Origin of the sequence: Shewanella abyssi (assembly GCF_023284025.1) — a bacterium.
Taxonomy (GTDB): Bacteria; Pseudomonadota; Gammaproteobacteria; order Enterobacterales; family Shewanellaceae; genus Shewanella; species Shewanella abyssi.
In genome coordinates this window covers 24,280-37,428 of the sequence record NZ_JAKIKR010000019.1, presented here as the reverse complement: position 1 = coordinate 37,428, position 13,149 = coordinate 24,280, and the positions used below count along the sequence as shown (strand labels likewise).

Below are 13,149 nucleotides of genomic sequence, written 5' to 3'. Positions count from 1 at the left end.
GATTTATACCAATTGCATTAAGTATCTGTTCATTCAGTGGGAATTCAAAGCGATGAAGGCAAGCCGGGAACTTGAAGCTAATAGTTATTCTATATCAAGAGTTTTCGGCGTAGCATGCAGCGCTTTGAAACCCACCCTACGGGAAGCGCTCACGCATTCCACTTCTGCTTTGCATTGGCTCACAAGGGAATAACCATTCTGTCGTCAATGCGCCTTGAATTGAAAAGCTTGAGCGCTTCTGAATTGATTAAATACCTAATGCAATTGGTATTAGAAGAGTGCTAGGTGAATCGAAGGGCTTTATAGGTAAGTGCTAGCCTGATTGGCTAGCACTTGTTGAACATTTTTGCAGGGGGAATGCTATGCAGACGGTTCGCGCATTTTTTGCCACCACAGCTCATCAGCCACAATTTGGCCGGTTTCATCAATGGCTGGGTAGGCGAGCTTCTTACGACGGCACGCTTTGGCGTAAATAGGGTGACCTTGCTCAAACAGTTTTATTTGGCAGTAGCCATCATCAAGCTTGCGAGTGCCATACATGCCAGCCGCTTCTCGTTGGCGTTGGGCTTCATAGACAATAAGTGCGCCAGCAACCGAAACATTTAATGATTGCACCATGCCGATCATTGGAATGATGATATGTTGATCGGCGCTAGCGATACCTTCGGCGCTGACACCATCACGCTCATTACCCAAAATAATAGCCGTCGGGCGGGTGTAATCTATTTCGCGAAAATCGACCGCTGTCGGTGAAAACGTAGTCGCTAAAATCTGCATATCTTGGCGACGAAACTCTTCTACCGCATGGTCCATTGTGTGATGAACTTGAGTTTTAACCCATTGTTGACTGCCTGATGCGGTATTGCCCGAGACGCGCATCTCCAACTCGGCCCAGACCGCATGAACTTCATGGATCCCGACAGCGTCAGCACTGCGGATCACCGCCGCAATGTTATTGCTTTTATGCACAGTGTCTAAGCAAAGGGTGAGATCGGGTTGGCGATTGTCTAGCATCTGGTTGATGCGGGCGAAGCGTTCAGGACTCATGGGGTTCTTCTTAAATGTGATCAATAAAAAAGGGCGCCGTAGCGCCCGTTTTCTAGCGAAATGGATTAAACCTCCATTACACCATCCATCTCTACTAGCGAACCTTTCGGTAGCTGACTGACACCGATAGCGGCACGAGCTGGATAAGGTTGCTCAAAATAGCGACCCATAATTTCGTTTACAGTGGCAAAATTACTTAAGTCTGTCATGAAGATGTTGAGCTTAACAATATCGCTTAATGAACCGCCTGCTGCTGCGCAAACTGCAGTCAGGTTTTCAAAAACCTGTACCACTTGCGCATCAAACTCGTGACTCACCATCTGCATCGTTTCAGGGTTCAGTGGGATCTGACCTGATAAATAAACGGTGCTGCCTACTTTTACTGCTTGAGAATAGGTGCCGATAGCTTGTGGTGCTTTGTCGGTAGCAATGATGATCTTATCTGCCATGATTATCCCTTTATCTGTATTAAGTAAACTAATGTTTAGGTTAAATGAGCTAGCGGTTACGCGACGTTCGCAGCACTTCAGGGAGCACCCTGATGCGGCGCATCACGTTGGCTAAATGAATACGATCTCTCACAGAAATTCGCAGATTGATGAGGAATACTCGCCCATCTCGCTCTTCTGTGGTTAAGTTATGAATATTGGAACCTTCAGCGGCCACAATTGAAGTGATTTTAGCGAGTGCACCTTGGTGATTTACTATCTCTACGCGTAGGTTTGCCTGGTACTCAACACCCTCGGCACTATCCCACTGCACATGAATATACTTATCGGGTTCGCCTTGGTAACCACGGATATTAGCGCAGCTTTCCATATGCACCACTAAGCCCTTACCCGGACTTACGTGGGCGATAACCGCATCACCAGGGATAGGGCGACAACAGTTAGCAAAAGTAACCAACATACCTTCAGCACCACGAATGGGCATGGTATGGGATTCTCTTTGCTCGTGCGTGTCGACTTGATCACCACGTAAACGCTGAGCAATAACAATGCTCATCGCATTACCAAGGCCAATATCAGCCAGTAACTCATCAAGCGTATCGTGCTTGGTATCATTAACCACTTTGTCGATTTGTTCTTTAGACAAATCATCTAACTTGGTTTCGCCTAGCGCATGGTTCAGTAAGCGCTTGCCCAGCAAGATAGCGTCTTCCTCTTTGAGGTTTCTAAGTAACTGACGTATTTTAGCGCGCGCCTTACCGGTGACAACAAAGTTGAGCCAGGCTGCATTGGGCCGTGCGCCCTTAGCGATAATAATCTCAACAGTTTGACCTGAAATCAGTGGCTGGCTTAATGGATAGGCTTGGCGGTTCACCCGAGCACCAACGCAAGTGTTACCGACATCAGTATGCACTTCATAGGCAAAATCGACCGCTGTTGCACCAACGGGGAGCTCTAAAATACGACCTTCAGGGGTAAATACGTAGATCTCTTCTGGGAATAACTCAGTCTTAAAGTTCTCTACAAACTCAAAAGAGGTGCTGGCGCTTTGTTGCAGCTCAAGTAGGCTTTGCATCCACTTACGGGCACGAACTTGCGTCGTCGTCCCCTGGTCTGCAGAGCTGCCTTTTTTGTATAACCAATGTGCCGCCACCCCTTTATCAGCCATTTGGTTCATATCTTCAGTTCGAATTTGGATCTCAACCGGCACGCCGTGAGGACCAAAAAGTGAAGTATGTAATGATTGATAGCCGTTGGCCTTAGGGATAGCGATATAATCTTTGAATCGACCAGGACGCGGCTTATAGAGGCCATGCATGGCGCCCATTACGCGGTAGCAAGTGTCGATTGAATCAACGATGACTCTGAAGGCATAGATATCCATGACTTCCTGAAACTGCAGTTCTTTATTACGCATCTTGTTGTAGATAGAATAGAGGTTCTTTTCACGACCTTGAACAGTGCCTTCAATGCCAGTGTCATCTAATCGTGTTGCAACGGCAGCTTCGATACTTTGGATAAGTTCTTTACGATTGCCCCGTGCGGCTTTCACCACCTCTTTTAATACACGATAACGCATCGGATAGTAGGCATGAAAACCTAAATCCTCTAACTCACTCTTAATATTATGAATACCAAGGCGGTTGGCGATAGGGGCGTAAATCTCGAGGGTTTCACGGGCGATACGACGGCGCTTATCGGGTCGTAGGGCACCTAAGGTGCGCATGTTGTGCGTTCTATCGGCAAGTTTGATTAAGATGACACGTATATCTTGTGTCATTGCCATCATCATTTTACGGAAGTTTTCTGCCTGGGCTTCTTTCTTGTCGCGAAATTTTAGCTTATCGAGCTTAGATACACCTTCAACCAATTCGGCAATAGACTCACTGAATGTTTCAGCCAGTTCCTCTTTGGTAACCGGGGTGTCTTCGATAGTGTCATGTAAGAGTGCGGCCATAAGCGTCTCATGATCGAGACGCATATCGGCCAGGATGCGGGCGACCGCAACCGGATGGGTAATATAAGGTTCGCCACTCGTGCGCATTTGACCTTCATGGGCATGGCGCGCCACCTGATAGGCCTGCTTGAGTAATTCTACCTGTTCAGGTTCTAAATAACCTGACGCAGACTCCTTGAGACCTTCAAACAGATACAAGTGACTCTACTCCCTATATGGCGTTACGGCCTTCAGCGATGGCAGCAACAGCAGCAATTTCAGCAGCTTCACGCTCACGAACTGTTTGGCGCTCATCGGCATCCAAAGTCGCAGCGGTGACTAAACCTAGTTCGATTTCGCGCAGGGCGATAACTGTCGGCTTGTCGTTCTCTTCGTCAACCATAGGGTCTTTACCCTGCACGGCGATTTGGCGAGCACGACGCGCTGCAATCAGAATCATATCAAAACGGTTGCCGATTTTATTTACGGCATCTTCTACAGTTACGCGAGCCATGTGTGGAAACTCCAGTGGTTTTATCGATTGAAAAAATGACGCAAAATTGTACATGAAGACAGCTAGTCTGCCAACAGATCTTTAATCATATCATTTTGCGTATGAATTTGGCTAGTAGAGGTTAGTCTTTGGCTGCGAATGATTGCTAAAAGGTCAGCCAACGCCTTATCGAAATTATCATTTACTAAAACAAAGTCATATTCATTGTAGTGTGACATCTCTGAAACAGCTTGTGCCATGCGACCAGCAATCACCTCTTGGCTATCTTGTCCGCGCCCGGTAAGGCGGCGTTCTAGCTCGGTTTTTGAAGGCGGAAGAATAAATATCCCTATCGATTCAGGCATCAATTTTTTAACTTGCTGAGCACCTTGCCAGTCAATATCGAGAAAAACGTCGATACCTTTCGCTAGTGTTTGCTCTATGGTCACACGCGAAGTGCCATAGTAGTTGTTGAAAACTTCGGCCCATTCAAAAAAAACATTCTCAGTGATTAAGCCTTTGAACTCATCTTGATCTACAAAATGATAATGCAGGCCATTCTCTTCACCAGGACGAGGTTGACGGGTGGTATGCGACACAGACACTTGCATATCAACTGGTTGGTCTTTTAATAGCGCTGATATCAGTGATGATTTACCTGCGCCACTTGGCGCTGAGAGGATAAATAGGTTTCCGCGTGCAGTCATGATTTACGTATCCGGTCTTTAGCCCATTTTGGGCGAGTGAAAAGATTTAGCGCGACATTATACAGCCTAGGGTGATATTTGCGCTAGTGATGCGCTTTAAGCGAGATAATATTTTATGCTTGCCGCTATTTGTCATACTAATTTCACTGTATAGGCCTAAAACACTGACATTTTCAGGCAAATTGGGTAGGCTCTTTCTATCGCTTTTATGTTATCGCCTGAACATAAGGCATGCTTTATTTGTAGTTAAGCGGCTAAAAACCGCTTATTTTAGTCATATTTCATTGAGAAGGTAGGTATATCAAGGTATGCAGTTTTCGGCACTTTTTTGTTTAAATGGTCGCGACAACGGCCAGCGGTTCGCCATCATCAGCGGCTTGATTTTCTTTACTTTGTTGTTGGCTATGGTGGTATTTGGCTCTGCATCTGTGCAGTATTTAGTTGGCCTGTTGCTATCGCCAATACTGACATTAACCTGTCTAAGGCGTTTGCGTGATAGTGGTAAGTCACCGAAGCTGAGCGCATTGGTCGTCGCCCCCTTTATCTTAGTGATGCTCACGTTGATACATATCGACAGCGTGATGCTGCTGCTCACTTTTATGCTCTTTGCCGCATTGGCTATTGGCTATGTCGCTATTTTTCCCGCTACCGCAGTCACTCAATACCAGCAAGGCTACTCAGGGCCAATAAAAATCAGCGCCAATACCAGGGGCAACACTGCTCGAGTACGAGTGGAACCAACATTAAGCAATCATAAGTCTGCAACAGAAGCGGGTTCAACGAATTTTGTTGGATCAGCGATTGACGCAGTAGAGCACCAGACCGAATTCTCTGCTGAAAATGAACCCCAGGTAAGCGCTTCTCAGCAGTCAAACAAAGGCATTACGGGCTTAATACAATTACAAAATTGGTTAATGGGTAATCAAAAAGTTGCATTTTCTGCCGTGGCTTCATTAACGCTTGTTATGCTGCTGCTCAGCATTTGGTCACTTATTCCAAGTGATGCTGTGAACGCCACAGAGCAGGATACCGCCGCGGTTGGCAACATTGTTAACGCGCCAATAATAGAGCGTGAAATTACCACTCTGCCAGATGGATTTAGCTTAGTACTTGAAGATGATGTGCTCATCGTAAGATGGCTGGGTGAAACGGGCTTACCGACAACATTATGGTCGCTTGCGACCGCTAAAGGCGATAGAAGCTGTTCAGCGCTTAAGTTTAATAACGGCACTGAATATCGTACCCTTGTGGTCGATTTGCTAGCCGATACTGGCACTGAAGCCCGCTTTTCCCCTTTAGACACCAAAGCGATTATTGTGGATATGGCGCGCCGAGGAGATGTGAGCTTATGTGGCTATAACTTTAGTTTGAAAGGTAGCCAAGCGGCGATTGGTAAAGTGGCCGCATTCTCTACTTATTTATAAGCTGCTGTATATACCCATCCTACCTGAAGATACATGATTCAGTGGGAGTTTAACGGGCTTTAATCAAGACATTGATTGCCACTAATGGTCGCTCCCTTGGTAAAATCAATAACACAGAGTAAAGCCCATTAAAACCCATCGCAGAAGGCGTTGTGCAAGCCCACTTCGTTGTTTCACTAACTTAAAAGGGAATAACCATTTCTACGTTAATGCGCCTAGAATTGAACTGGCACAACGCCTCTGAAACGAGCAGCTTCAAGTCGGATGGGTATAGATGTGATGCAATAGTGGAAATTAGTGAGTAGAGTCATTAAACTGCTTCGCCTTAGCTTTATACACTACGTCCTGTGGTAACAGCGATGATTAGACACTTGGTAGGTAACATCATGGCAGATTTAACCTTGGTTATTCTTGCGGCGGGTATAGGTAGCCGTTTTGGCGGTGATAAACAGCTTGCAGCACTCGGCCCTAATGGCGAGACCATGTTGGAGTTATCACTGCAAAGCGCTTATCGAGCAGGCTTTACCAAAGCGGTGTTAGTCATTCGACCTGAGTTGGTCGACACGTTAGATACGCTGTTAGCGGATAAGTTACCTGACGATTTTGTGTGCGACTACTGTATGCAGTCGCTCGATGACCTACCAGCCGCGGTTATCAAATACGCAGATTTAGCGTTGCGTAAAAAACCATGGGGTACCGCACACGCCCTATGGAGTGCAAGACATCAGGTAGCGGGTCCAATGGCGGTGATTAATGCTGACGACTTTTATGGCGATAGTGCGTTTGTATTATTGGCTGAAGGGTTACTAAACAGCATTGACGATTGGATGATGGTGGCCTATCCGATTAAGTTAACCTTGTCAGATAATGGCGGTGTTAATCGAGGCTTATGTCAGGTCGAGAATGGCAAACTGATTGATGTTGCAGAATGGCTAGACATTCAATCCCACGCCAATGGTTTAGTTGGCACCCTCGAGGGTAAGCGGGCATCCATTGGAAATGATGCGTTGGTGTCGATGACATGTTGGGGTTTTAAAGCTGATATTTTTACTGCTATCGAAACCGAGTTAAGCCGCTTTATTCTACAGCAGGGTAGACTTGCTAAAAGTGAGTGCTATCTCCCCAGTGTGGTGCAAGCTAGGTTACACCCAGGTGCAGATAGTCATACTAGCACTGACGCTCGAGGTGTTTATGTCAGTGTGGCGCAAGAAGCTTGGTATGGGGTGACTTACCCTGAAGACGCCGAGTGGGTTAAACGAAAACTATTGGAAAAATTAGCGGCAGCGCAAATGCATTTGCACGGAAAGCCTGAATGATAAACAGGTAGAAGCAACAATATTGACTGAGAACTGGAGTGTTGGGTGATTGATTTTATAAGACAAAACGTTTTGTCGCATTTTGGCGAACAGATGGAAAATGCCAAGGTGTCACCATTGGGTAATGGTCATATAAACCATACTTTTTTGGTACGTTGGCCAGCAGGTGAGCTGGTGCTACAAAAAATCAATACCCAAGTTTTTACGACGCCGGATGCTTTGGTCAATAATGCAGAGCGGATCAGTCGACATTTAGCGGCAAAAATCCAAGCTGGGCAATACCAGTTACACCTGGTCTCTCCGGAGCTCACTCAAGAGGGCGCATTGTCTTTAGATCTCGGTGAACAAGGCTATTGGCGGGCTATTAATTACCTGCCTAACAGTCGTAGTGTTGATGTTGTTAGCACTGAATGTCACGCTGAGATCGCGGCCAAAGCATTTGGCCATTTCTCCTATTCGCTCAGCGATCTCAACGCCGAATTACTCGAAGATGTGATCCCCCATTTTCATCACCTCCCTGGACGCATAGAACAGCTGTCTGACGCCGTTGCAAAAGACTGCAAAGCGCGTTTAAAAGAGTGTCAGCATTGGGTTGATATGGTGATGGCACAAACCGAGTTACTGCAAGAACTGGCAGAGGTTGAAGCTAATTTACCACGGCGAATTTGCCATAATGATACCAAGATCAACAACATGTTGTTTGATAAGCGCGATATGAGCAGTTTAGCGATTATCGATCTTGATACCTGCATGAAAGGCTACTTGATGTATGACTTTGGCGACATGGTGCGTACCTTCTGTAGCCCCGAAGAAGAGGACTCGACCGCACTGGATAAAGTGATGGTGAGAGAGCCTATATTCGCCGCCATATGCAAAGGCTATTTAGGCGAACTAGCGCCGATTTTATCGGATCTAGAGCGTCGTAGTTTGTGGTTAGGTGCCAAGGTGATGTGCTTGATGATTGGGGTGCGTTTTTTAACGGATCATCTCAATGGCGATGTCTATTTCCAAATCCATCATCAAGGACATAACCTTGAGCGAGCGGCGAATCAATTTACCCTATATCAGAGTCTATTGAGCCAACAAGAGGCTCTACGTCGTTACTTAAATTAGGAAAAGTAAACTAGCATCAAGACTATATTTACCCTCACATAGAGATGCACTAACTCTAGCAAGGGGTAGTGCTTCAATAATCCCGCTTCTACATTTCGGCCCAAAAGAGGCTGCTAAATTCGGATAAAGCAACACTAATAATTGTTGAGTTGTTTAAGATCAAGCCATCGTTAACTGACATCGCTAACCGCTGTTAATCAATGCCCTAACCTCATACACTGCCGACATAATAATCACATTAGGGTTCTTTGATGGCGCCAATTATCTGCAGCACTGCTTTAGAAGCAGTGTCTTTAATTAACAGTGGTGAGACGCTTTGGACTCATTCAATGGGGGCGACGCCGACCCTATTGCTTAATGCGCTCGCAGTGCATGCTTTAACTAAGCAAGACTTGACCCTGTTACAGTTGCACACCGAATGCGCAGAATCTCTGAGCGATGAGAAACTCAAGGGGCATCTGCGGCATCGCTGTTTCTTTGGTGGTTTGCCTACCCGCTTGCTATTACAGCAGGGAGAAGCGGATTACGTGCCTATTTTTCTGTCTGAAGTCCCCAAGTTATTTAGGTCGGGTGAGCAACCCATCGATACCGCCATCATTCAGGTTTCACCTCCTGATAAGCATGGGATCTGCTCCTTAGGGATCTCGGTTGAAGCGACATTGGCCGCTTGTCAGGTGGCGGGTAAAATAATTGCCCATATCAACCCACAAATGCCGAGAACCCATGGCGATGGTTTTCTCCATTATGATAAGTTTGCCGCTGTATACGAGCAGAGTATGTCGCTGCCACAACATCCATTAGCCGCAAGCGATGAGGTTAGCCTCGCGATAGGGCAAAATGTGGCGAAGTTGGTACGTGACGGTGATTGCCTACAGATGGGGATCGGCGCCATTCCTGATGCGGTGCTTTCCTGTTTAACTGAGCACAAAGATCTCGGGGTGCATACTGAGTTGTTCTCCGATGGGGTGCTTAACTTAGTCGAGCTCGGGGTGATCAATAATAGCCGTAAGAAGGTGCATCCAGGTAAACTGGTCACCGGTTTTGCCCTTGGTAGTCAGCGACTCTACGACTATGTCGATGATAATCCTTCGGTGATATTTATGGATATCGAGCAGGTCAACGACACGTCTATCATCCGTAAAAATCCCAATGTTATGGCGATTAATTCTGCGCTGCAGGTGGATATCTCCGGACAGATCTGTGCGGATTCCTTGGGGACCAGAATATATTCTGGAGTGGGTGGCCAGATGGACTTTATTCGTGGCGCCGGCCTTTCTGAGGGCGGACGCTCGGTGATTGCGCTACCGAGCACCGCTGCACGCGGCTCCGTCTCGCGGATCAGTACCGTGTTATCTCCCGGAGCGGGAGTGGTGACCACTCGCGCCCATGTGCACTATGTCGTCACCGAATATGGCATCGTTAACTTAAGAGGCAGATCCTTACGAGAGCGGGCAAGAGACTTGATAGACATCGCCCATCCGGATTTTAGAGAGCAACTCTGTAGAGAGACTTTCGATATGTGGGGATTAACGGTGTAATGGCCCTTACTCTGAATGCGGTGTTTTGATTGGTGAATTTGATTATTCAGTGGTACGGCGCTGGCTAGCAAGAAAGTCATTGGGGATTAATCTCGATGGCTTGCCGATCGCATGGTGTAGGCTGGGCTTATCTATCTGCTGGGCAATAAAGTCATGCCTAAGGGCGGGCTTTAATAGCTCATCAAACATATCCACCTGTTGATTCTCAGGGCTCAACCAAGCGTCCATCACAGCTTCATCTTTAGGTAAAATCATCGGACTTGCCTTGCTGTGATAGGGCAATAAGTCGGGATGTGGAGGATTAGTAATAATCGAGCAAGATACGCGGCTTTCCCCCGTTCTAGGATGTTGCCATTCGCGGTATAAACCCCCAAAGGCGATGGCTGCATTTTCGGCGACAAAATCATGATAAACATAGCGACTGCCTTTTTTCTCGGTTTCACCAAAGCCTTTGGCAATCACAATGCAGCGACTCTCTCTAAAGGCGTTAAAGCCTGCGCTATTGGGTTGGTTGAGTTTATCGAAGCGAGTATTAAACGAGGTAAAACGACTGGGCTTAAAGCCATCATAGGTGGTTTGTTGTAGCAGCCACCAAGAGGCGGTCTGCAAAAAACGCTCGCCGTTATGTTCTCGGACGATAGAGATATCATTGGTGGGCATTTTAAAACGAGAAAACAGCATCTCGTCGCTATTGTTAATGCGCAAGTCTTCCATCAATGCTTGTACGAACATATCATCGATAACATTCAGTCGACCGCACATCTGTATTCTCACTTTAGTAGTTCATGCTATCTGTATAAATAACAGATATCACAGCAGAAAACATCATTGCTCTTATGGGGGCTGCTTCCTTGAGTATGGATGAGGCTGAGAGCATGGCGCGGAAAGTGGGCAGCAAAAAATGCAATATGTCGGTTAATAGCAATAGACAACAGATACAAAAAATCCAGCAATATAGATTGCTGGATTTTTTGTATGCCCCGTGCGCTAGCGCAGGGCTATATAACGACTCGCTTAGAAGCGGTAGTCGATAGATAGGTATAGTTGCTGGCTATCATTGAGTGATGCAGTTTCTGTAATGGTTGTTCCAATAGCGCCTTCCATTGGAGGCTGCACTGTCATAGATGCAGATGCATCATAATCTTGCTTAAGGTAACGGTAGCCAATTTCAGTGCTTAGCTTGTCATTTATCTGGTACATAATGCCTGTTTGACCACCCCAGACAAAATTGTTGCTTGAGCTAGCAAGCGCAGTATCTGGGCTGACGTGATTAACACCGGCAGTTGCACCGATGAACCAGTTCAACTTATTGCTATCGCCTAGTCCAACGAGGTAATCATATGACATTAAGAAACTCTGCTGCTTAGAGAAGTCATCTGAGTTGTATGAGTATGTACCGTATACGCGATTGTTGTCATTTAAGTAGACACCGGCTCTTAGTTCGTAAACGACATTATCTTCAGATGTTGACCAGTATTCAGTTTGGCTGTTAAACCCAGGGTCAACCGTGACTTCAGTCGTTGTTGAACCTTTGTATGAGTTTTGCTGTGCGCCAACACCGCCACCGATAAACCAGTCTGCTGCCATTGTTGGTGCTGAAATTACGGTTGCGATTACTGACGCTAAGATAAGTGATTTAGTTTTCATGTTTGTGCTCCCACACTAAAAAATGTTTGATTGTGCTCATCGCCAATCGGGCTGTTTCGTTTCGTTGGAGCTATAGTAGGGGAGGCTAGCTGAATAATAACTGAATGGTATTAGCGATCGCCTATTTTTATATTTTGGCTATATGTAACGGAACGCAATACGGTTAATGTACTGATATGTAGTGGGTTAATATTTCGGGGTGTTATTTTTAAGCTGTAGCAGCCGTCGCTTAATGGCAACTTTAAGTTAAGGTTTTCACGCAACTGTTACCCTTTTATCCCATACTTTGCTTTAAATAAACTTAAATATATCCGCTTCACTTTGAGCTAAACGCTTAACTCTTCCGCAAGTCACCTATCTAAGCCTGAGTGGTTAATCTTGTTCGAAAATGCCACTTTAAAATTAGACCTTTTGTTCTAATGATTTTCTGTAATCGTTTTCAGTTCAGATTTATTTCAGATTAGTACGCAATAATTACCCTTCGCTAATGTATTGCCTCGTCTTAGTTAATCTATGCGCGACCTTCAATGAAACAACATTCAGTCCACTCTTATCCAGTAAAGGCTCAACCTATACATGCTTAATATTGTAAAAATCATGGCTATATTCGTCATGCTGTATTGTATGACACCGGTTCACGCTATTGAGCGAGAGCCACATACAGTGCGTTATGACCGCACCTTTCCTATTTGGGCACAAGAGGCGATCGATTTGGGTCATGAACTGCCTAAACCATTTGGCTTTAGCTTCAACTATATGTCGATGGAGCAACCTTTAATTGTCGATTCTGTGGCCTTTTCTGGACTGGGCGGCCTAGATGATCTGCTCAGCATAACAGGCAGCGAAGCGCTGCAAGATTCAGAGACCATCACCTTTCGAGCGGATGCATGGCTGCTGCCATTTTTAAATTTGTACGGGGTCATAGGGCATACCAAAGGCAGCAGTGTGGCAAATGTACAGCTTGAAGCTGACTGGTCGTCGTTACTGCCGCCGCTGGCATGCAAGGTCAATCCCTGCAGTAGCATTAGCGATCCTTTCGATTTTGAACTCAACTTTAAAGGCACTACCTATGGCGTGGGCGGTACGCTTGTTGGCGGTATCGACAATTGGTTTGCACTGCTGGATGTGAATTACACCAATACTAATTTGGATATTCTAGATGGCGAGATCAGCAGCATCGTTGTCTCGCCTCGCGCGGGCTACAGAACGAGTTATAACCAGCATGAAATTCAAGTTTGGGTCGGGGCTATGTACCAAAATGTGGAGCAAACCTTTAGTGGTTACCTGCAAGATATTGGCATTCCATTGGGTAACGCCAAATTTGAGGTTAACCAACATCTCGAAGACAAATGGAATGGCCTGATTGGTGGCCAAATAGGGGTGACTAAAAATATCGACCTATTGATGGAGTTGGGGTTCGGCACCCGAACGAGCTTTATGATGAGCTTAGGTTACCGTTTCTAGGGTATTTACGGGGAA

At 46.1% G+C, this 13,149-nt stretch carries 12 protein-coding genes; 5 read left to right on the top strand and 7 right to left on the bottom strand.

Annotated features, from left to right (window positions below; translation table 11 throughout):
* Positions 1-360: 360 nt before the first annotated feature.
* The 5 genes from trmH to gmk form a co-directional block, all read right to left on the bottom strand.
* On the bottom strand, positions 361-1,047 hold the full coding sequence (trmH, locus tag L2755_RS10295; protein WP_248980604.1) for a tRNA (guanosine(18)-2'-O)-methyltransferase TrmH: 687 nt from the start codon (positions 1,045-1,047) through the stop codon (positions 361-363).
* Positions 1,048-1,112: 65 nt separating this feature from the next.
* Complete coding sequence (locus tag L2755_RS10290) at positions 1,113-1,496, bottom strand: RidA family protein (protein WP_248980603.1); 384 nt, start codon at positions 1,494-1,496, stop codon at positions 1,113-1,115.
* A 49-nt stretch (positions 1,497-1,545) separates the two neighbouring features.
* A complete protein-coding gene (gene spoT / locus L2755_RS10285; RefSeq protein WP_248980602.1) occupies positions 1,546-3,651 on the bottom strand; it encodes a bifunctional GTP diphosphokinase/guanosine-3',5'-bis pyrophosphate 3'-pyrophosphohydrolase in 2,106 nt (701 codons plus the stop codon).
* A gap of 13 nt (positions 3,652-3,664) precedes the next feature.
* Entirely contained in the window at positions 3,665-3,946 is a 282-nt protein-coding gene (gene rpoZ, locus L2755_RS10280; protein WP_101089475.1) for a DNA-directed RNA polymerase subunit omega, read from the bottom strand.
* Positions 3,947-4,008: 62 nt separating this feature from the next.
* Complete coding sequence (gene gmk / locus L2755_RS10275; RefSeq protein ID WP_248980601.1) at positions 4,009-4,632, bottom strand: guanylate kinase; 624 nt, start codon at positions 4,630-4,632, stop codon at positions 4,009-4,011.
* Positions 4,633-4,940: 308 nt separating this feature from the next.
* On the opposite strand from gmk, the gene L2755_RS10270 reads away from it, so the two are divergent.
* The 4 genes from L2755_RS10270 (at position 4,941) to L2755_RS10255 (ending at position 10,023) form a co-directional block, all read left to right on the top strand.
* Positions 4,941-6,056: a DUF805 domain-containing protein gene (locus tag L2755_RS10270; protein ID WP_248980600.1), complete on the top strand. Its 1,116-nt coding sequence runs from the start codon at positions 4,941-4,943 to the stop codon at positions 6,054-6,056.
* A gap of 383 nt (positions 6,057-6,439) precedes the next feature.
* Positions 6,440-7,372 carry an NTP transferase domain-containing protein gene (locus L2755_RS10265; protein ID WP_248980645.1) on the top strand — a complete coding sequence of 311 codons (933 nt, stop codon included), beginning with the start codon at positions 6,440-6,442 and terminating at the stop codon, positions 7,370-7,372.
* Between the two features lie 45 nt (positions 7,373-7,417).
* Entirely contained in the window at positions 7,418-8,485 is a 1,068-nt protein-coding gene (locus L2755_RS10260; protein ID WP_248980599.1) for a phosphotransferase enzyme family protein, read from the top strand.
* Between the two features lie 251 nt (positions 8,486-8,736).
* Positions 8,737-10,023 (top strand): acetyl-CoA hydrolase/transferase family protein, encoded by a 1,287-nt coding sequence (locus L2755_RS10255; RefSeq protein ID WP_248980598.1) that lies wholly within the window; start codon positions 8,737-8,739, stop codon positions 10,021-10,023.
* A gap of 42 nt (positions 10,024-10,065) precedes the next feature.
* On the opposite strand, the gene L2755_RS10250 is transcribed toward L2755_RS10255, so the two are convergent.
* Together L2755_RS10250 and L2755_RS10245 are read right to left on the bottom strand one after the other, a co-directional pair.
* Positions 10,066-10,785: an SOS response-associated peptidase family protein gene (locus L2755_RS10250; protein ID WP_248980597.1), complete on the bottom strand. Its 720-nt coding sequence runs from the start codon at positions 10,783-10,785 to the stop codon at positions 10,066-10,068.
* 252 nt (positions 10,786-11,037) lie between these two features.
* Positions 11,038-11,670 (bottom strand): outer membrane beta-barrel protein, encoded by a 633-nt coding sequence (locus L2755_RS10245; protein WP_248980596.1) that lies wholly within the window; start codon positions 11,668-11,670, stop codon positions 11,038-11,040.
* Positions 11,671-12,246: 576 nt separating this feature from the next.
* Here L2755_RS10245 and L2755_RS10240 point away from each other — a divergent pair.
* Positions 12,247-13,134, top strand: coding sequence for a virulence protein (locus tag L2755_RS10240; protein ID WP_248980595.1), 888 nt, complete (start codon positions 12,247-12,249; stop codon positions 13,132-13,134).
* The last annotated feature ends 15 nt before the right edge of the window (positions 13,135-13,149 follow it).